Raw genomic sequence first — 19236 nt, forward strand, 5'->3', positions numbered from 1 at the left:
GGTCAGAAACTGCTCACGCGATCCATGGCCTGCTGGAACACACCGCTAAGGGCCGGGCCGGCGAGCCCCCAGATGATCAAAACCAGCCCGGCTGTCATCAGGGTGATCAGCACCCAGCCGGGCACGTCTCCTGTTTCATCGCGGAGCAGGCTGTTGATGCGGAGCATGATTCGGGTCATGACATTCTCTTTTCTCGTGGGGTGGATGGTGCAGTGGAGCGTCAGAACCCGGCCTGCAGCACAACGAGTCCGGGAAAAACAGCGAATAGAACAGTCATCGGAAGAATCAGAAAGACCAGCGGCACGAGCATCGCAACTTCTTTCTTGCCTGCCAGCTCGAGCAGCGTGCGCTTGGTCTGGTCGCGGGAATCCTGCGCCTGCGCCCGCAACACCTCGGCCAGCGGCGACCCACGGTCCAACGCGCCGGTGACCTGGTCGACAAACCGGGTCACCTCCGGCAACTGGATGCTGCGCGACAGCGACTGTAGTGCCGAACCGATGGGGATCCCGGTATGAACATCGGCGACCACGCCCGCGAATTCGCGAGACAGCTCCCCGGTGCTCGTGAGCGACACCCGTCGAATCGAATCCAGAATGCCTTCTCCAGCTGATAGCGACAGGGTGAGAAATTCAAGAATGGTCGGCAGTTCGCTGCGCATACGAGCCAGTCGTGCGGTGGCGGCCCGGTGGAGCAGCCAGTCCCGCAGCACGACTCCGCCGATCGCTGCCACGAACGGAAGCGAAAGACGGGCGGCCAATAGCAGCTCGGGCAGCACAACGATGGTGATCACGGTTGCGACGGCGAACCCCAGCAAGGCCCAGACGAGTTGCACGGAACGAAACTCCTCGACCGTCTTCACCGACCCGGATTGGTGGAGTCGGCGCGCAACGGTCTCGTTGCCGCCGAGAAGACTCGACAACCCCCGTGACAGCGCGCCGAACAGCGGAGCGAACAGGCTACCCAGCACGGGAATCGGGTTCACCGTTCGCCGGGCGACGATGCGGCGCGCTTCCGGAGAAATATCAAGAATGTAGGGCACCACGCGGTCGATCAGGCGGGGCCTGGTCAGCCGCGGCGTCAAGCTGACGAGCGACCATAACCCCACACCGAGGCCCGTTCCGCACAACACGGCCCAGCCGAGTGCGGCGCTCATCGGCACCCGCCGACTACGAGAACCATCGGCGTTCCTCCGGAAGTCGACCGAGAGCGATCATCACTCGATAGGCAATGACCGATAGGGCAAGGCCGCTCGCGATCACGACAATTCCGGCGGGTGAGTTGTAGGCAATGGCCGCTTCGGGCCGGGAGGCGAGCAGAATGAGAATGATCCACGGTGCCGCAACGCCCAGTCGGGCCGCGTTCACGACCCACGACTGGCGGGCTTCCACCTCGAGCCGCACCGCAGCATCCTGGCGCAGCCACGCGGAGAGGCTGCGCAGTACGACCGTGAGGTCGCTGCCGCCGACTTCGCGAGCCATCCGCAGCGTCTCGAGAATGCGGTCGGCAACCGGGTCGGCGAGGGAACGTTTGAGCTCGTCAACGCAATAGCTGAAATTGCCGGTGGCGCGATATTCACGCTCGAATTGGACGAAGGCGATGCGGGTCGCGACCGGACCGGCCTGGGCAAGGCTGCTCACGCTGTCTGGCAACGCCAGCCCGGAACGGAGTGCCGACACCAGATGGTCGACGACGTCAGGCCACACCGTGCGATTGGCCCGGCGCCTGGCCGCCGCCCGCCACGAGACGATCGACCAGGGCAGCAGCAGCCCGGCCAGACCGGCGACAGCGCTGAGCGCGAGCACCGCGAAGATTCCGTGCACCAGGGCAGCGGATGCCACACCGACGATCACCGACAGCGTCAGGAATGCCGGCACCGGAACGGAACGCAGCCCGCTTTGAACCAGGCGCACCCGCATCCGCTCGCCCACTCGGGTCCGGTGGGGCGTGGACCCGGCCGGCCACAGTAACGGTGCGAAAACCAAGACGAGACCACCCCCGAGCAGGCACCCCAGTGCGAGAGTCATGCGGCCCCCTGCCGCAATACCTGCGCCGGGTCGACGCCCGCTGCGCGAAACTTGGCGAGCTTGGTGGGATGCGAACCGGTCGGCTCGAGGTGGCCATGCAGAGAGAGGAAGAGTGGGCTCGCCTCGATGGTTGCGCCGGCTAACTGGCCGCTCGGGGCGATGATCTCGGTGACCCGCCTGCGGCCGTGGCGATCGATCTCGCAGTGCACCACGATGTCGATGCAGCCCGCCACGGTGGGCAGCACGAATGAGGAGTCAATGTTACGGCCGGCCAGCAGCGGCAGGGTTGAGAGTTTCGCGAGCGCGTCCCTGGCGCTGTTGGCGTGAATCGAGCACATTCCGGGCAGCCCGCTGTTCAGGGCGATGAGCAGGTCGAGACTTTCCGCCTCGCGCACCTCGCCCACCACGAGCCGGTCGGGCCGCATCCGCAGCGACTCCTTGATCAGCCGGCGCAGGGTGATCTCCCCGGTTCCCTCCAGACTCGGTTGCCGGCACTGCATCGCGACGACATCACGGGCCGACAGGTCGAGTTCAAAGGTCTCCTCCACGGTCACGATGCGTTCGCCCGGCCGGGTCGAGGAGAGCAGGGCGTTCAGCATCGTGGTTTTGCCGGTCTGGGTGGCGCCGGAGACCAGAATATTCTGCCCACCCAGCACGCAGATCCGAAGAAAATCGGCTGCCTGCTGGGTGAGCGCGCCGAGGCCGACCAGCTGGTTGAGATCGCGGATGCGCCGGGTGAACTTGCGAATGTTCACCGCCCAGTGCTTGCGCGTAATATCTGGAATCACCACGTGCAGCCGTGAACCGTCGGGTAGCGAGGCATCGACGAACGGCGACGAGAGGTCGACGCGGCGACCGGAGGCCTGCAGCATCCGCTCGACCAGGTCACGCACGTCTTGCTCGCCGAGTGACAGTGAGGTCAGTTCGGGCACCCCGTCTCGTGCTACGAACACTCGGGCCGGGCCGTTGATCCAGATTTCTTCGATCTCCGGATCGTCGAGAAACGGCTGCAGCACACCGAACCCGGTGAGCGCGGCCACGACCTCGCGGGTGGCCTGGTGCTCATCGGCGATCATCGGTGCGAGCCCGCCGAGCGCCCGCTCGCTGTAGCGCCGCAGTTCATCGCGCACGTACTGCTCCACCAACGCGTTGTTGGCCGCGAGGTCAACGCCCTCGCGGCGCACCCGCTGGCGCACCTGGTCTGTGATGAGACGAACGGCTTCGGTCATTCCCGCATGATGGCCTCTTTTGCACTTCTTCGTGCAGATTCTCCACAGGGCTTGTTTTTTTCTCCTCTGAACAGCAAAAAATGATCGCCTCCGTTTTAGCGGGCCGACCAGCCGCCATCCATCGTGTAGCTCGACCCGGTGACCATGGCGGCGTCATCCGAGGCGAGCCAGGCCACGAGCGAGCCGACCTCGGCCGGTTCAATTAGGCGTTTGATCGCGCTCTCGGTGAGCATGATCGTGCTCAACACCTCGGACACCGGAATGCCGTGCACGAGTGCCTGATCGGTGATCTGCTTCTCGACCAAGGGCGTGCGCACGTAGCCGGGAGCGACGCAATTGCTCGTCACTCCGTGCGCGCCGCCCTCGAGCGCGGTCACCTTGGACAGGCCTTCGAGTCCGTGCTTGGCCGACACATAGGCGCTTTTGTACGGCGAGGCCCGAATGCCGTGCACCGACGACACATTGATGATGCGCCCGAAGTTCGCCGCATACATCTGCGGCAGCACGGCCCGAATCAGCAGGAACGGTGCCTCCAGCATGAGGGTGAGGATGTTGTGGAAGTCGGCTGGCTTGAAGTCCTGGATCGGGTTGATGCGTTGAATGCCAGCATTGTTGACCAGGATGTCGACCCCCGCGAGCGCGGACGCGAGCGCAGCATCGGTGAGGGCGGCGGTATCCATGAGGTTCACGATCCAGATTGACCCACCGACCTCCTCGGCCAGGGCGGTGGCACCAGCGGTGTCGATATCGGCGACGACGACGTGCGCGCCGCGGGCAGCGAGCGCCCGAACGACGGCGGCGCCGATGCCGCTCGCACCACCCGTGACGAGAGCGCGACGCCCGGCGAGGGGCTGCGCACTGGTGCGAACGGGAGCGGCGGTGACACGGTCGGCGTTGGTGTCGGTGTCGGTGTCGGTGAGATCAGTCATGATGTTCCTTTGGTTGCGCGATCACTGCATGGGCCGGTCTTCGGGAGGCGAGGCCCCACCGGTGCGTCGCCTCGCTGGCCCCGTTGCTGCCTGGCCCGGTTGCTTCCTAACCCAATGGTTCGGGCGGGGTCAGTTACCGGTGGCGACCGGCTCGAGCCCGTGTTTGCGGGCGTCGACAGCGTCGACCTCGCGCAACGACGCTCCCGCGGTCTCCTTGAGGGTGACCACGGCGACCACCGTGATGGCGCAGGCGATCATGATGTAGATCGCGACCGGAACCCAGCTGTTGTATTGCTGCAAAAGCGCGGAGGCGACGATCGGCGCCATCGAGCCGGCCAGAATCGAGGTGACCTGGTAGCCGAGGGACACCCCGGAGTAGCGCATCCGGGTCGGGAACATTTCGCTCATGATCGCGGGCTGGCCCGCATACATGAGGGCATGGAAGCAGAGCCCGACAGTGACGGCCAGAATGATCAGCACCGGGTTGAGGGTGTCGAACAGGGGGAAGGCGAAGAACGCCCAGGAAGCACCGAGCACGGCGCCGGCCAGATAGACGGGCTTGCGGCCCACTCGGTCGGAGAGACGACCAACCTGGGGAATGACGATGAAGTGCACGACGTGCGCGATGAGCAGGGCGATCAGCAACTGGCCGGTGTCGTATTCATGCACGGTCTTCAGGTAGACGATCGTGAAGCTCACGATGATGTAGTACAAAATATTTTCGGCGAACCGCAGGCCCATGGCTCCGAGGATGCCCTTGGGGTACTTGCGTACGACCTCGAGCACGCCGTAGTTGACGGCCTTCTCGGCTTCGACCTGCGCGCGGGCCTCGAGAAAGATCGGAGCTTCACTGACGTGGGTGCGAATGTAGTAGCCGATGACGACGATGATCGCGGAGAGCCAGAAGGCCACACGCCAGCCCCAGCTGAGGAACTGCTCGGGCGAAAGGAGCCACGTCATGGTGAGCAACACCACAGTGGCGAGCAGGTTGCCCATCGGCACGGCGGCCTGCGGCCAGCTCGACCAGAAGCCACGGGACTGGTTCGGGCTGTGCTCGGCGACGAGCAGAACGGCGCCGCCCCATTCGCCACCAACAGCGAAACCCTGAATGAAGCGGAGGGCCACGAGCAAGGCGGGTGCCCAGTAACCGATGGTGTCGAAGCCGGGCAGACAGCCCATGAGGAAGGTGGCGGCACCCACCATGATGATCGTCACCTGCAGGGTGTGCTTGCGCCCGAGTTTGTCACCGATCTGGCCGAACACGATGCCACCGAGCGGCCGGGCGATGAATCCCACGGCATAGGTGAGGAAGGCGGCGATGATGCCGTCGAGTTCGCTGCCGGCGTTCGGAAAGAAGACCGTACCGAAGACCAGGCTCGCGGCGGTGGCATACAAGAAGAATTCGTACCACTCCACGACCGTTCCCACCATGGAGGCGGCGACGATCTTCTTGAGGCCGGATTTTTCGGTTTCGCTGCCAGCGGGGCGTGCGGCCTGACCGGAATTGGCAGCCCCCACGCGTTGATTGACACTCATTGTCTGTCTCCTTTGTGTCGTCGATGACACGTACTTGGCCGCAGCGGCGTGCGGTGAAGAATCGGTCGCCTTCACAAAAGTACGACGTGTTTGAGTCTTCACGCACAACGGGCGGGTAACAAGAACCAAAAAGACAGAGCGGATGTGCATAATCGCAGATCATGACTCGGCGGGGTGTCCGTCCCGAATTTACTCAGGCGCTGCACGGCCAGTTCATCTGCGATTCCTAAGAATTCACTCACTGTTTACTCATCCGTACCTCACGCGCAGGCCGGACTCTGATCTCACGACCACGAGGGTCGACGCCCGGGAGGAATGCCATGGTCACCAGGATTGTTTTGTACTCGCACGATTCGATCGGGCTGGGACACGTACGGCGGAACCTCGCCATTGCGCACGCACTGTCGATGTACCTTCCGTCCATCATCCACGAACCGGTGAGCGGACTTCTGGTCACCGGACAAAGTGCCGCAACGTCCTTCCCCACTCCCGCCGGTTGGGACTGGTTGGTGCTGCCCGGCATCACCACCGGTGTTGACGGCTACCGCCCGCGTCATCTCACACTGGGAATCGACACCATGACGTCGATTCGTGCCAGCATTCTGCGCGTCGCCCTGCGCGAGTTCGCCCCTGACCTGTTGATCGTTGATCGGCACGCACTCGGCGCTCGCCGAGAACTCGAAAGCGCCCTGGTGAGCCTGCGCGCAACCCGGCCCGAGTGCGCCATCGTGCTTGGTCTTCGTGAGGTGCTCGACCGTCCCGCTGTGGCCCTCGCCGAGTGGCGGGCTATCGGCGGCGCCACCGCCATCCGGCGGTTGTTCGATGCGCTCTGGGTGTACGGCGACCCGCGCGTGCACAACGCCTTCGAGACCGGGGAAATCCCGTCCTCGCTACTCAACCTCGCGGTACATACCGGCTACCTCGCCAACGGACGGCCGATCGGGCACGTAACGAGTGACAGCGAGCCCTTCATCCTCACCACCGTTGGCGGCGGTTCCGACGGTCATCGTCTCGCCTCGGCTGCAGCCCGTGCGATCGCGCCACCCGGGTACCGACATTTGGTCGTGACGGGCCCACAGATGCCCGACGCCCATCATGCCGAGATCACGTCCGTGGCACGCGAGGGCACGAGCATCCTGCGCTCGGTTCCAGATGCCCTCGCCTTGCTCCGCCGGGCTGCCGCCGTCGTGTGTATGGGCGGGTACAACTCGATCAGCGAAGTGATGACGACCGCTGCGCCCACCTTGGTCGTACCGCGCGAGGCCCGCCGGCAGGAGCAGACGATTCGCGCCGCAGCACTGGCCCGCCGCGGACTCGTCGAGACCGTGACGGCAGACACCGCGACTCCGGCCTTCCTATCGGCCTGGTTCGCAGCGAACGTCGGCCGGGTCGTTCCGCGAAGCACAGTGAACCTCGACGGCCTGGAGACAGTCGCCGTACTCGCGGCAGCACTACTCAATTCCAAACAGCGGGTTCGCGAACCCGCGGAGGTGCAACATGCTGTCTGACCATTCCCGATCCCCTCGGATCGGGTACGTGCTCAAAATGTACCCTCGGCTCTCGGAGACGTTCGTCGTGTCCGAGATCCTCGCCCGCGAGGCCGCCGGTGAGAATCTGGTCATCTTCTCCCTGCGTCCGCCGGTCGATTCTCGCTTTCATGCGGAACTGGCCCGCGTGGCCGCGCCGGTCGTCTATATCGACCGGCCGTGGAAGACCTCCCTGCTCTGGGCGGAATTTCAGTCCACGGCCAAGACCGGCGTCGGATCGGCAATGTCCGCCTGTCTCGACGAGCTGCTGCTGGCCGATGTCGACGACGCGGTGCAGGCGGTCAGCCTGGCCCGCGCCGTCAGGGAATACGGCATCACCCATCTGCACGCCCACTTCGCCTCGGTCGCCACAACGGTGGCCCGCCTGGCGTCGCTGCTCACGGGGGTGCCGTACTCATTCACGGCTCATGCCAAAGATCTCTTCCACGAGTCAGTGGACCCGGCGGACCTGGCTGTGAAACTGGCCGGGGCCCATCATGCCGTGACGGTGAGCGAGTACAACTTTGATTATCTGCGTCGCCGGTTCCCGGCCGAGACCTTACGACTGCACCGGGTTTACAACGGACTAGAACTCGCCCGTTTTCCATTCACCGAGCACCGACCACCCAGTGGCCCCCTCGCGGTGGTCACTGTCGGTCGCCTGGTCGAGAAAAAGGGCTTCAGCCTGCTGGTCGATGCGGCGCACGCACTGCACCATAGCGGTGTCGCGCTGACCGTGGACATCGTGGGCGGGGGCGAACTGACCGGGGCTTTGAGCGAACAGATCCATCGTCTCGGACTGTTCGGTATCGTGCGGCTGCACGGCCCGGTGTCGCAGACCGAGGTGGCCCTGCGGCTGGCCGCCGCTGACCTGTTCGTCGCGCCCTGCATCGTCGGCGGCGATGGGAACGCCGATGGGCTTCCCACCTCCATCCTCGAGGCGATGGCCCTCGGCGTTCCCTGCATTTCAACGGATGTGACGGGTATCCCCGAGATCGTCCGCGCGGGCGAAACCGGAATCCTGTGCCGCTCCGGCAGTCTTGACGACCTGGTGGCTGCCATGCGCGGAGCCGCTGATCCCGCCGCGAACCTCGGTCGGCTCGCCCGGAACGCCCGCCGGGTGGTCGAGGAGTCGTTCGATTCTGCCCGCCAGGCCCGAGTACTGGGCGAGTTGTGTGCCCACACCGACTCCGATGCGAGCCGACCGGCGTCACTCGAACCGATGGCGGTGGCCTGATGCGCGTCGCCTATCTGTGTGTCGACCCCGGTGTTCCCGTCTTCGGCACGAAGGGCTCCTCGGTGCACGTGCAGGAAGTGGTGCGCGCCTTCCGGGAACGCGATATGCCCGTGACCGTGTACTGCACCCGGCGTGGCAGCGACGTACCGGCTGACCTGCACGACCTCCCCGTCGTCGTGCGCACGGTAGCGGCCACCGAGTCACCAGCCGAACGGGAACGCGCCATCGCCAGCGCCGCGCAGAGCCTTGCCGACGCCGCGATCGAAGACGGATGCGACCTCGTCTACGAGCGCTACTCCTTGTTCAGCACAGCCTCGGCCGCCATCGCCCGCGCGACGGGGTCCCCCGTGATCCTCGAAGTCAACGCCCCGCTCATCGATGAACAGCGCACGCATCGTACCCTCGTCGACGAAGCCGGCGCCCGTGCCGACACCAGGCGGGTGGTGACGGCCGCAGCCGTTGTCGTGTGCGTCTCTGAGCCTGTCGCCGCCTGGATTCGACCCTTCACAACATCGCCTCGACGCATCACGGTCGTTGCGAATGGCGTGAACACCCGGCGTATCGTGCCCCCAGCACACTCGTCGGTGACGACCGGGTTCACCGTGGGCTTCATCGGCACCTTGAAACCGTGGCACGGCGTCGATGTACTGATCCGCGCCACCGCCCGGGCTGAATCTGCCGCACGCGCAAACTCCGGTCGGCTCGCCGCCGAACCACCCTGGCGCCTGCGCATCGTGGGCGATGGGCCAGAACGGGCGGCGCTGCGCCAGCTGGCTTCGAATTACCCACTCGACGTGGAGTTCACCGGGGCCGTGGCGCCGGAACGGGTGCCCGAGCTGCTGGCCGGCTTCGACGTGGCCGCCGCACCGTATCCGGCCGGCCAGGATCAGTACTTCTCCCCCCTCAAACTCTACGAGTACCTCTCCGCGGGACTCCCCGTGGTCGCTTCGGCGGTGGGCCAGATTCCCACCGTCATCGTCGACGACTGCACCGGGCTGCTCGTGCCGCCCGGCGATGAGGTAGCCCTCGCAAATGCACTCGGCCGGGTGAGCGAAGATCGTGCCCTGCGAGTGCGGCTGGGCCGCGCCGCACGCGCACTCGCCGTCGAGCGGCATGACTGGTGGGCTGTAGTGGGCCGGATCCTCGACCACCTCAGCGCGGCTGACCAGGCGCAGCTGAGAGCCGCCGCCTCGTTCGCACCGCAACCCGCGCTGCTGATCGGTGGCCGACGATGACGCGCTCACGCGAGCCCAGTGCCCTGCGCCAAAGCCTGCGCATCGTCCGCCCCCATATCGGACGGCATTGGAAACTGGTCACCGGCGGCCTCATCGCGCTGCTGATCGAGGTCGCGCTGTGCGTTCTCGAACCGTGGCCGGTGAAATTCGTGATCGATTCGGTCACGGCCAGCCTCGGCGCCACCCTTCCGCCCGGCTCAACCACGCCGCAGGCGACCATTGGGCTCCTGCTCGCCTGCGGAGCACTCGTGGTCGCACTGACGGCGGGGCGCGCGGCGAGCAGCTATCTGAGCACGGTGGCGTTTGCCCTCGTCGGGTCTCGCGTCGCGACCGACCTGCGTACGCGGGTGTTCACCCACGTTCAGGAACTCTCCCTGCGCTACCACGCCGCCGCCAGGTCCGGCGACACGGTGCAACGCCTGGTCGGAGACATCGGCCGGTTGCAGGAAGTCGCCGTCACGGCCGGACTTCCGCTTTTCGGCAACGTGCTGACATTCTTCGTCCTCGCGATCGTCATGGTTGTGTTGGATCCGCTCCTCGCCCTGGTCATTGTGGGCGCGGCCGTAGCGTACCTGTTGTCGTCGCGACGCAGTTCACGTGCCATCACCTCCGCTTCCCGCACCACCAGGAAGGGCGAAGGATCACTCGCTAATACCGCGGCCGAAACGCTCGATGCTATCCGGGTGGTACAGGCATACGGTCTAGAGCACACCGTCTCCGGAGCCTTCCGCAGCGGCAATGAGACCGCGCTGCGCGAGGGGATCAAAAGTCGCCGGCTGGCTGCCGGGCTCGAACGCCGAACCGACATCATCGTCGGAGTCGCGACCGCGCTCGTGCTCGCCGGAGGCGGATGGCGCGTCATCGACGGGCAGATGACTCTGGGCGAACTGGTCATGTTCATGATGTATCTCAAGATCGCCATGAAACCGCTGCGCGACCTGGCCAAGTACACCGGGCGCATCGCGCGGGCCACCGCCTCGGGCGAACGCATCGCCGAACTCCTCGACGAACCCATCGAGGTATTCGATTCGCCGACCGCTCGGCCACTCGACCACAGCATGGGCCGGTTGACGTTCCAGGACGTGCACGCCCCGGACGGCTACGGCCGGCCGTTGTTCGCCGGCCTGTCGCTCGAGATTCCGGCCGGGCAGAACGTGTGCTTGCTCGGTCCGTCCGGCTCGGGCAAGTCCACCCTGGTCGGTCTGATCCTGCGCATGGTCGACCCGTCCTCCGGCAGCGTGCGCATTGACGGCACCGACGTGCGGGAGGTGACGCTGCGCAGCCTGCGCGGGCAGGTGTCGATCCTGCTGCAGGACTCCGTGCTGTTCGCCACGACCGTGCGGGAGAACATCCGCTACGGTCGCCTGGACGCGACCGACGCCGAAGTCGAAGATGCGGCCCGAATTGCGAATGCCGAGGAATTCATCACCGCCCTTCCGAGCGGCTTTGAGACGATACTCGGCGGTCGTGGCAACACCTTGTCAGGCGGCCAACGCCAGCGCATCGCCATCGCTCGTGCAGTCCTGCGCGATGCCCCCATCGTCATCCTCGACGAGGCAACGACCGGTCTCGACCCCAGCGGTCGCAGCGTCGTCGAAGCCTCGATGGAAACCCTTACTCGGGGTCGAACGGTCATTACGATCACCCACGCTTCCCACGCCGTGCATCGCGCGGACCGGGTGCTGTGGCTCGAAGACGGTCGGATCGTCGAAGACGGGTCCCCGGCAGAACTTCTCAAATCACCCGGCAGTCGGCTGTCAAACTGGCTGGCCGAGCAGGAGACGACCGTTCGGATCCGGTCATGACGATCGCGGCCGGCACCAGCCCGCTGCCAAATGACCGCGTCACAGCGAGGTCTCACGCCGCTGAGCAGGATCTGATCTCTCGGGATCCCCGCGTGGCGGCGCTCCGAGTGGTTTTCAACGACGACGAGGAGCTGTCCGCTGCACTCAATCGCCCGGCACACGTCACCCGCATCCGCTACAAGCCAGCATCGAGCGTGGTGATCACCTATTCCAGTGACCGTTTCGCCGCACCGCACGACCGGTGGGGTGACCACGGCTGGCTCGCCAGCTATGTCGACGACAGCAAGGTGAGCAAGAGTCTGGTGAAGGCGCGACGCGGCAACGCCGCTGCCGCACGAGTGGGGGGCATCCGGGGAACCGTGCACGGCGCGGCATCAGCTGACCGCAGGCTCACCGGCACTCTCGCCCGGCTCGATCAGGCATGCCCTCAACTGACCGAAACAGCGACCCTGCTCCGGCACAACCCGCACCGGCGGTTGCTCCTGCGCACGTCGGGGGCGACCGATCTCGTCGTCAAGGTCACGCCGCGCACCCACCGCGCAAGTGCCGACCCGAAATTCCGTCAGGTTGAATTCCTTGATCACCTCACTTCCGAGGGGATCCCGGTCGTTCGGTTATGGCATCCCGGAGGCCTGCGTGATGTCGTCGCCGGTCAGTGGTGGGGTACCGGTGACCTCGCCGCCGTCCAAAGCACGGATGCGGCGGGTGCGGCCGGGGAGGCGCTGGCAGCGCTGCATTCCCTCCGCCTGGCACCCGGCCAGTTTGCGATCGGCGCCCGCAACGCCGACCAGGCGCTGGCCGGCTCCGAATCCGAATCCGGGCGCGCTGCGGGCGCCATTGCGGTCGTCCTGCCCGAATTCGCCCAGCGCGCGCACCGACTGGCCCAGGCGATCAACGATCGCCGTGCTGCATCGGACCGGCCCAGCGATCCAGTTCTCACCCACGGTGACTTCTCGCCCGATCAGGTGCTCGTCGGACCCGGCGGGATCCGCTTGATCGATTTTGATCGGGTCGGCTGGTCGGATCCGGAACGCGACCTCGGTTCGTTCGCCGCGGCCGCCATCATCCTCAGGAGCCCGGACCTCGCCGTGGCCCTGTTTGACGGCTACGTCGGGGCGGGCGGCGAACTGCACCCGGATGCGATCAACGACTGGCTGGCTCACGCGCTGCTCAGCCGCGCCATCGATCCGTTCCGGTATCGGGCCCCAGACTGGGTCGGTGACGTCGAACGCATTCTCACCGCCGCCGAACAGGTGCTGGAACGATGATGTTCTCACTGCCCCCCAGCGCCGACGACGACGGAACCACCTGGCAGATTGAACGCGCCTGGCCTGATCGTCGCAGCGGAGCGACCTTCGAGGCGCGGGCCGGACACGACGGTCAGGTACGCGGTGGCCGTTGGACACCGTCAAGCGGAGCCGTCCTCGGCCGCTTCGGCCACGATGACCAGCTCCCAGACCTCGCCGCTACCGCCCGATCGGGTTGGATTGTGGTACACCGCCCCGGCCGTCGCGCCGTCGTGCGTTCTGCAGATGGCTCGAATTACGCGAAGGTCTTTCGGCCCGGTCGCGCGGCCGCTGCAGTGGCGGGCATGCACAACGTCGAGGGGCTGGCATCCGCTTTCCTCCGGCCGCGCATCGTGGCGGTGACGAGAGATGTCGTCACCTGCACCACTGTTCCCGGGCGCTCACTGCATGATCTCGGAGCGGATCCGGCCGCTGGCCTCGAGTGGATTCGCGCCTGGTTTGCCTGGCGCAGCGCGTGGGTGGATTCGATCGGCTCCGCGCCGGCAGATCCGTCACTTCCCACACACGATGCGTTCGCCGAAGCGGCCATCGTACGGTCGTGGGCGGCGAAACTGACCAGTTTCAACCCGTCACCCGCGTCGCCTCGCCTCGTGCAGGTCGCAGATCGAGTTGCCGCCGGGCTGGTCGCTGGAACAGCCGACGCAGTGCGCCCAGCCCATCGAGACCTGCACGACAAGCAGATTCTGTGGGATTCCTTGCACGGTAGCGGTCTGATCGACTTCGACACCGCGGCGAATGCGGAGCCCGCTCTCGACCTGGGCAACTTGCGCGCGCACCTGGCGCTTCGCGAGCGCCAGGGGCTTCTCAGCTCCGCGCGCCGCACGCACGCCGCGGGCTTGATCGATTCGGTCGCCGACGAGCTTCACGTCGCCCCCGAACGCGTCAACGCATACGAAGCTGCAGCGTGGTTTCGTCTGGGCTGCCTCTACGCCTTCCGACCCCGATGGGCAGCCCTCGCCGCGGTGCTGCGCGCCGAGATCTGCCGGTAGCCGGGAGCCTAGGCATAATGGCGTATGACCTTTCCGCCGGCTGGCACCGCTCCCACTCCCGATGATCTCCTCATTTTTCTCGCGGTCGCACGCACCGGCCGATTCACCACCGCGGCTGAGAGCCTGGGCCTGAACCACACCACGGTGTCCCGGCGTATCACCGCCCTCGAAAAGGCCCTCGACGGCCGTCTCCTGGCCCGCGCCGTGGGCGGCTGGGAGCTGACCGAGCTCGGAGAACGCGCACGCACCGCGGCTGAGGGGGTGGAAACTGCGGTCAGCCTACTGCGTGGTTCCGACGCCGAACCCCAACAGATCTCCGGGGTGGTGCGCATGTCGGCGACGGACGGCTTCAGCGCCTATATCGCTGCCCCGGCCGTGGCCATACTGCAGCGCCGGCATCCGCTCCTGCGCGTCGAAATCGTCACCGTCACCCGGCGGGCCCTGCAGCACCGTTCGGGACTGGACATCGAAGTCGTCGTGGGTGAACCACAGGTGCACCGGGCGGAGTCGATTCTGCTCGGGTATTACAGCCTCGGAATGTACGCCTCGCGGCGCTACCTCAAGGCCCACGGCACACCGACCACCATTGCCGAGCTGACCGAGCATCCCCTCGTGTATTTCGTGGATTCCATGCTTCAGGTCGACGACCTCGATGCCCCCCGGCGGCTCGTGCCGCAGATGCGGGAGTCGCTCAGCTCCACCAACGTGTTCGTGCACGTCGAGGGAACCCGGGCCGGCGCCGGAATTGGATTTCTGCCCTGCTTCATGGCCGATCAGCATGCAGACCTGGTGCGCCTTCTTCCAGAAGATTTTCAGGAACGCCTGCCGTACTGGATGGTTTTGCGCACCGAGTCATTGCGGCTGCCGGCCGTCGCGGCGCTCGTCGCGGCGCTCCGCGCGCAAATGGAATCCTATGCGCCGGCGCTGCTCGGCCGTAACGTTATTGCAGGGACGGACATAGCCAACTAGACCCAGCCGCGCAGCTGGACAACTACACTAGGAAGGCGCCAGCGGGAGTGGTGGAATTGGCAGACACGCAGGATTTAGGATCCTGTGCTTTCGAGCGTGGGGGTTCAAGTCCCCTCTCCCGCACATGGTTCACTCTTCAGCCCTCTACTGCACATCGAACAACACGCTCCCCCACGGGGATACCGCTGGCTCCTTTCGGGTCAGGTGAGGGCCTGATTGTCGCCGTAAGGGCGTTTTCGCAGGGGCGTTCAGCACGGGTATCCTGCGCGGATGCCGCAGCCCGCAACCTCGACCAGCCCCACAACTGGCTGACGAGCCCCCTGTTTCAGGGGTCGGCGGCCCGGCGTTCTCTCACCATTTGACGCTACCGTGTGACTCGGCACCCGCCGTCGCTACCCGAACGTCTGCCCTTCGCCGACTGGAGTTCCCCGCGTGATTCACACCGCATTGATTCCCTGGCTCGACCCGACGCTTATCATTGAGTCGGCTGGTCCCTGGGCTTTGCTCGTCGTCTGCGCGATCGTCTTTGCCGAGACCGGTCTGCTGGTCGGGTTCCTTCTTCCGGGCGATACCCTGCTGATCATCACCGGCCTGCTCGCGTTCCCCGCCGCCGGAGTCATCCGGATTGACATCTGGTGGGTCGCCCTGGCCATAGGATTTGCCGCGTTCCTGGGTGGTGAAATCGGCTACCTCATCGGACATAAATTCGGTCCGCGCGTCTTTGAACGCAAGGAGTCGGGCCTATTCAGCATCAAAAACGTCGACCGCACGAATGCGTTCTTCGTGCGATTCGGCGGTGTCGCCGTCATCGTCGCCCGGTTCGTGCCGATCGTGCGCACCTTCGCACCGGTCGCGGCGGGCGTCGGCCACATGGACTACCGCAAGTACACGCTGTACAACCTGATCGGCGCGCTGCTCTGGGGAACCGGCCTGACCTTCGGCGGGTACTTTCTCGGCTACATTCCGCCGGTGGCCGAATTCGTCACGACGTACATCGACCTGATCTTGCTCAGCGCGGTGGTCATCACCCTCATTCCCACGGTATACCACTACGTGCAGTCAATCGTGAAAGCCCGCCGACTGCGCGCCCAGCCCACCACTGTCACGGGCAGTCACCTGCTCGACCCCGAAACGTTCAAGACCAACCACGCCGGCCGCCATGAGAACTGAGGCCGTCACCATCTGATTCGTTCAGCGGTGCTGGTGGCCTTCATGCTCAGCGTGCTCGGTCGGTTCCAGCTGAAAGGTTGAGTGAGCGACGTCGAAATGCTTGCTGAGGCATCCCGACAGCTCATCGAGCAAAGCGTCGGTGCCGTGTGCAAGCACGGTCGCCTCCACGACGATATGCGCGGTGAACACGTGCGCACCGCTGGTAATGGCCCAGACGTGCACATCGTGCACGTCGACCACGCCATCCGTGCCGAGCAGATGGCGCCGAATCTCGGAAATATCGGTGTCGGCCGGCGTGGACTGGCTGAACACGCGCACGACGTCACGTAACAGCACGAAAGCGCGCGGAACGATCATGGCGGCAATGACGAGCGAGGCGATGGCATCCGCTTGGGCAAAACCGGTTATCAGAATACTGATGGCGGCCACGATCACGGCAACGGATCCGAGGGCGTCGCCGAGCACCTCGAGGTAGGCGCCGCGCATGTTGATCGACCCGGCAGCCGCCGGACGAAGCAGCAGCATTCCGGCGATGTTCGCTGCCAGACCGATGATGGCCACGATGAGCATGGGAGCTGGCAGCACAGCGCTCTCGCTCGGGGCCATCAGTCGAGTGACCGCAGCGACCGAAACGACGCCGGCCACGCCAAGCAGGATCAACCCGTTGATCAGCGCGCCGAACACCTCGGTGCGCTGAAAACCGAAGGTGGCCCGGTCCGTCGCCGGGCGTGATGCCATGACGGTGGCCGTCAGGGCAACGAGGAGCCCGAGCAGGTCGGACAGCATGTGCCCAGCGTCGGCCAGCAGAGCGAGCGATCCGGTCAGCCAGGCACCGATCACCTCGAGCAGCAGCACGACGGACACAATGCCAATGACGAGGGTCAGTCGCCTCCGGTTCGAGTCGGAGCCGTGCGCGTGATCGTGACCCATGGCTCAACGTTAGAGCCGCGCGGACCCGCTCGCCAGCCCGCAGGCTAGATGGGAATGAATGCCGTTCTCAGCATCCGGGGGCGGCTCGATCTGACGCGGCGTCAGGAGGCGCCGAGCACCTCGCGTAGCACCGGAACGAGACCCTCGAACGCGATCGCCCGATGGCTGACCTGGTTCTTCACGTGGGCCGAAAGCTCGGCCGCCGAAATGGCATAGCCGTCGGGCAGAAAGATCGGGTCATATCCAAAACCGTTGGCGCCAGCCGGTTGGAACAGAAGCTGTCCCGGCCATTCGCCGGTCACGGCCCGCTCGGTGCCGTCGGGCAGAGCGAGAGCGGCCACACACGTGAAGTGGGCGTCGCGGTGCTCCTCGGGAACGTCGCTGAGCTGCCAGAGAAGCAGACGCAGGTTCTCACCGGCATCCTTGGCCGGTCCCGACCAACGCGCCGAGAAAATTCCCGGTGACCCGCCGAGAATGTCGACGCAGATTCCCGAGTCGTCTGCGATTGCCGGGAGCCCGGTGTGGGCGGCAGCGGCGCGCGCCTTGATCAGTGCATTCTCGGTAAAAGTGACACCGTCTTCGACCGGTTCGGGGCCGTCATAGGCGAGCACCTCGATGCCAGGCAGCTGCGCGGCCAGGATGCGCCGCAACTCCTCGACCTTGTGGGCGTTGTGCGTTGCGAGAACGATCTGCACCGCTCAGCGCTCCAGTGCGCTGGTCTGAAATTCGGTCAAGGTGATGGCGCCCTTCAAGGCGAGGTCGAGCAGAACGTCGAGCTCGCTGCGGTCGAACGGTGCAGCTTCGGCGGTGCCCTGCACCTCGACGAACTTGCCGCGACCGGTTACGACGACGTTCATGTCGGTGTCAGCGCGCACGTCTTCGGTATAGGCGAGGTCGAGCATGGGCACTCCGCCGATGATGCCGACAGACACGGCCGAGACGCTGTCGATGAGTGGCTGCGCCTTCTGCGAGATGAACTTCTTGGTGCGCCCCCACTCGAGCGCATCGGCGAGCGCGACGTACGCGCCGGTGATGGCCGCGGTGCGAGTTCCTCCGTCGGCCTGCAGCACGTCGCAGTCGAGCACCAGTGTGTTCTCACCAAGCGCCTTCATATCGACCACCGCGCGCAGGCTGCGACCGATCAAACGGCTGATCTCATGGGTGCGACCGCCGATCTTGCCCTTGACCGATTCACGGTCCATGCGGCTGTTGGTCGAGCGCGGCAGCATCGAATATTCGGCGGTGACCCAGCCCTTACCCTTGCCGCTCATCCAACGCGGAACGCCGTTAGTGAACGATGCCGTGCAGAGTACCCTGGTGCGGCCGTATGAGATCAGGGCCGAGCCTTCGGCCTGGTCGCTCCAGCCGCGCTCGATCGTGATCGGGCGAAGTTCGTCGTTGGTGCGCCCATCAGCGCGCAGGGTCTCGGTCACGGTGTGCTCCTAGTGATTCGGGTAGAGGGGGAATTTGGGGGTCCGCTTCGACTGGATGCTGCCAGTTCGGCAAGGTTGAGTGTGCCGGTCTCGATCAGGTCGACGCGGCTGACCTCGGGTCCGATCAAACGATGGGCCAGGGCCAGAAAATCCTCGGCACTGTCGCCGGTCGCCTCGTAACGGTAGCTGGGCGGGCTCGTGCGGGCGCGTTCCAGGCCCTGACTCACCAGTACCCGGTAGACGTCATTGGCTGTTTCGGTATCACTCGAGACCAGGGTGACGTTCTCTCCCATCACATACGAGATGGCACCACGCAAAAAGGGATAGTGGGTGCAGCCGAGCACGAGGGTGTCGACGCCTGCGGCGCGCAGCGGCGCAAGGTACTCCTCGGCGACGGCGAGCACCTCGGCGCCGGTCGTGACGCCGGCTTCGACGAACTCAACGAACCGCGGGCAGGCCTTGCTGAACAGCGTGATCTGGGGTGCGGCGGCGAAGGCGTCGTTGTAGGCACGCGAGTTGACAGTCCCGAGGGTACCGATGACGCCTACTCGCTGGTTGCGCGTGGTTGCGACGGCGCGGCGCACGGCCGGCTGAATGACCTCGATCACGGGCACGCTGTAGCGCTCACGGGCGTCACGCAGCATCGCCGCCGAAGCCGTGTTACACGCGATCACAAGCAGTTTCACGTCTTGCGCCACGAGATCATCGAGTACGTCCAGGGCGAACCCCCGTACATCCGCTATTTTCTTGGGCCCGTACGGCGAGTGGGCCGTATCGCCGATGTAGAGAATGGACTCGTTGGGTAACTGGTCCTTGATCGCCCGGGCGACGGTCAGGCCGCCGACTCCGGAATCAAAAATACCAATCGGTGCATCCGTCACGGAGACCAAGCCTAGCCCGACAAGCGGATAAGCTGT

The 19236-nt window shown here is 65.5% G+C and carries 18 protein-coding genes and 1 tRNA gene; 9 read left to right on the forward strand and 10 right to left on the reverse strand.

Going from position 1 to position 19236, the window contains the following annotated elements:
* Positions 1–2 precede the first annotated feature (2 nt).
* From CXY74_RS17755 to CXY74_RS14270, 6 genes are all read right to left on the reverse strand, one after another.
* Positions 3–179, reverse strand: coding sequence for a hypothetical protein (locus CXY74_RS17755; protein WP_199183242.1), 177 nt, complete (start codon positions 177–179; stop codon positions 3–5).
* A gap of 41 nt (positions 180–220) precedes the next feature.
* Complete coding sequence (locus CXY74_RS14250) at positions 221–1153, reverse strand: type II secretion system F family protein (RefSeq protein ID WP_104201025.1); 933 nt, start codon at positions 1151–1153, stop codon at positions 221–223.
* Between the two features lie 13 nt (positions 1154–1166).
* Positions 1167–2024: a type II secretion system F family protein gene (locus CXY74_RS14255; protein WP_104201026.1), complete on the reverse strand. Its 858-nt coding sequence runs from the start codon at positions 2022–2024 to the stop codon at positions 1167–1169.
* Entirely contained in the window at positions 2021–3253 is a 1233-nt protein-coding gene (locus tag CXY74_RS14260; protein WP_104201027.1) for a CpaF family protein, read from the reverse strand. The genes CXY74_RS14255 and CXY74_RS14260 overlap by 4 nt, the downstream gene beginning before the upstream one ends.
* 95 nt (positions 3254–3348) lie before the next feature.
* On the reverse strand, positions 3349–4182 hold the full coding sequence (locus tag CXY74_RS14265; RefSeq protein WP_104201028.1) for a 3-hydroxybutyrate dehydrogenase: 834 nt from the start codon (positions 4180–4182) through the stop codon (positions 3349–3351).
* A gap of 129 nt (positions 4183–4311) precedes the next feature.
* On the reverse strand, positions 4312–5718 hold the full coding sequence (locus CXY74_RS14270; RefSeq protein WP_104201029.1) for an MFS transporter: 1407 nt from the start codon (positions 5716–5718) through the stop codon (positions 4312–4314).
* A 320-nt stretch (positions 5719–6038) separates the two neighbouring features.
* Between CXY74_RS14270 and CXY74_RS14275 the strand changes: the two genes are divergently transcribed.
* The 9 genes from CXY74_RS14275 to CXY74_RS14315 all read left to right on the forward strand — a co-directional run bounded on the left by CXY74_RS14275 (position 6039) and on the right by CXY74_RS14315 (position 15956).
* On the forward strand, positions 6039–7226 hold the full coding sequence (locus tag CXY74_RS14275; protein WP_104201030.1) for a glycosyltransferase family protein: 1188 nt from the start codon (positions 6039–6041) through the stop codon (positions 7224–7226).
* Positions 7216–8481: a glycosyltransferase family 4 protein gene (locus CXY74_RS14280; protein ID WP_104201031.1), complete on the forward strand. Its 1266-nt coding sequence runs from the start codon at positions 7216–7218 to the stop codon at positions 8479–8481. Before CXY74_RS14275 ends, CXY74_RS14280 begins: the two co-directional genes overlap by 11 nt.
* Positions 8481–9716 (forward strand): glycosyltransferase family 4 protein, encoded by a 1236-nt coding sequence (locus CXY74_RS14285; RefSeq protein ID WP_104201032.1) that lies wholly within the window; start codon positions 8481–8483, stop codon positions 9714–9716. Before CXY74_RS14280 ends, CXY74_RS14285 begins: the two co-directional genes overlap by 1 nt.
* Positions 9713–11521 (forward strand): ABC transporter ATP-binding protein, encoded by a 1809-nt coding sequence (locus CXY74_RS14290; protein WP_104201033.1) that lies wholly within the window; start codon positions 9713–9715, stop codon positions 11519–11521. The genes CXY74_RS14285 and CXY74_RS14290 overlap by 4 nt, the downstream gene beginning before the upstream one ends.
* Positions 11518–12789, forward strand: coding sequence for an aminoglycoside phosphotransferase family protein (locus tag CXY74_RS14295; RefSeq protein WP_104201034.1), 1272 nt, complete (start codon positions 11518–11520; stop codon positions 12787–12789). Before CXY74_RS14290 ends, CXY74_RS14295 begins: the two co-directional genes overlap by 4 nt.
* Positions 12786–13817 (forward strand): phosphotransferase, encoded by a 1032-nt coding sequence (locus CXY74_RS14300; protein ID WP_104201035.1) that lies wholly within the window; start codon positions 12786–12788, stop codon positions 13815–13817. Before CXY74_RS14295 ends, CXY74_RS14300 begins: the two co-directional genes overlap by 4 nt.
* Positions 13818–13841: 24 nt before the next feature.
* A complete protein-coding gene (locus tag CXY74_RS14305) occupies positions 13842–14786 on the forward strand; it encodes a LysR family transcriptional regulator (protein WP_104201036.1) in 945 nt (314 codons plus the stop codon).
* Between the two features lie 41 nt (positions 14787–14827).
* A tRNA-Leu gene (locus tag CXY74_RS14310) sits at positions 14828–14909 on the forward strand.
* A 309-nt stretch (positions 14910–15218) separates the two neighbouring features.
* Positions 15219–15956: a VTT domain-containing protein gene (locus tag CXY74_RS14315; RefSeq protein ID WP_104201037.1), complete on the forward strand. Its 738-nt coding sequence runs from the start codon at positions 15219–15221 to the stop codon at positions 15954–15956.
* A 21-nt stretch (positions 15957–15977) separates the two neighbouring features.
* Here CXY74_RS14315 and CXY74_RS14320 read toward each other — a convergent pair whose 3' ends face one another.
* The 4 genes from CXY74_RS14320 to murI form a co-directional block, all read right to left on the reverse strand.
* Positions 15978–16886, reverse strand: coding sequence for a cation diffusion facilitator family transporter (locus CXY74_RS14320; RefSeq protein ID WP_104201038.1), 909 nt, complete (start codon positions 16884–16886; stop codon positions 15978–15980).
* A gap of 101 nt (positions 16887–16987) precedes the next feature.
* Complete coding sequence (gene rdgB / locus CXY74_RS14325; protein WP_104201039.1) at positions 16988–17581, reverse strand: RdgB/HAM1 family non-canonical purine NTP pyrophosphatase; 594 nt, start codon at positions 17579–17581, stop codon at positions 16988–16990.
* Positions 17582–17584: 3 nt separating this feature from the next.
* Positions 17585–18319: a ribonuclease PH gene (gene rph / locus CXY74_RS14330; protein WP_104201040.1), complete on the reverse strand. Its 735-nt coding sequence runs from the start codon at positions 18317–18319 to the stop codon at positions 17585–17587.
* Complete coding sequence (gene murI / locus CXY74_RS14335) at positions 18316–19200, reverse strand: glutamate racemase (RefSeq protein ID WP_104201041.1); 885 nt, start codon at positions 19198–19200, stop codon at positions 18316–18318. The genes rph and murI overlap by 4 nt, the downstream gene beginning before the upstream one ends.
* Positions 19201–19236: the final 36 nt, after the last annotated feature.

The organism is Cryobacterium sp. Y29 (assembly GCF_002929825.1).
Lineage (GTDB): Bacteria > Actinomycetota > Actinomycetes > Actinomycetales > Microbacteriaceae > Cryobacterium.

Excerpts from the sequence above, each read along its gene's own strand:
- CXY74_RS14275 (WP_104201030.1), top strand. The coding sequence starts at position 6,039 with ATGGTCACCAGGATTGTTTTGTACTCGCACGATTCGATCGGGCTGGGA.
- CXY74_RS14280 (WP_104201031.1), top strand. The coding sequence starts at position 7,216 with ATGCTGTCTGACCATTCCCGATCCCCTCGGATCGGGTACGTGCTCAAA.
- CXY74_RS14305 (WP_104201036.1), top strand. The coding sequence starts at position 13,842 with ATGACCTTTCCGCCGGCTGGCACCGCTCCCACTCCCGATGATCTCCTC.
- CXY74_RS14300 (WP_104201035.1), top strand. The coding sequence starts at position 12,786 with ATGATGTTCTCACTGCCCCCCAGCGCCGACGACGACGGAACCACCTGG.
- CXY74_RS14290 (WP_104201033.1), top strand. The coding sequence starts at position 9,713 with ATGACGCGCTCACGCGAGCCCAGTGCCCTGCGCCAAAGCCTGCGCATC.
- CXY74_RS14270 (WP_104201029.1), bottom strand. The coding sequence starts at position 5,718 with ATGAGTGTCAATCAACGCGTGGGGGCTGCCAATTCCGGTCAGGCCGCA.
- CXY74_RS14260 (WP_104201027.1), bottom strand. The coding sequence starts at position 3,253 with ATGACCGAAGCCGTTCGTCTCATCACAGACCAGGTGCGCCAGCGGGTG.
- CXY74_RS14265 (WP_104201028.1), bottom strand. The coding sequence starts at position 4,182 with ATGACTGATCTCACCGACACCGACACCGACACCAACGCCGACCGTGTC.
- CXY74_RS17755 (WP_199183242.1), bottom strand. The coding sequence starts at position 179 with ATGACCCGAATCATGCTCCGCATCAACAGCCTGCTCCGCGATGAAACA.
- CXY74_RS14255 (WP_104201026.1), bottom strand. The coding sequence starts at position 2,024 with ATGACTCTCGCACTGGGGTGCCTGCTCGGGGGTGGTCTCGTCTTGGTT.
- CXY74_RS14320 (WP_104201038.1), bottom strand. The coding sequence starts at position 16,886 with ATGGGTCACGATCACGCGCACGGCTCCGACTCGAACCGGAGGCGACTG.
- CXY74_RS14250 (WP_104201025.1), bottom strand. The coding sequence starts at position 1,153 with ATGAGCGCCGCACTCGGCTGGGCCGTGTTGTGCGGAACGGGCCTCGGT.
- CXY74_RS14285 (WP_104201032.1), top strand. The coding sequence starts at position 8,481 with ATGCGCGTCGCCTATCTGTGTGTCGACCCCGGTGTTCCCGTCTTCGGC.
- CXY74_RS14295 (WP_104201034.1), top strand. The coding sequence starts at position 11,518 with ATGACGATCGCGGCCGGCACCAGCCCGCTGCCAAATGACCGCGTCACA.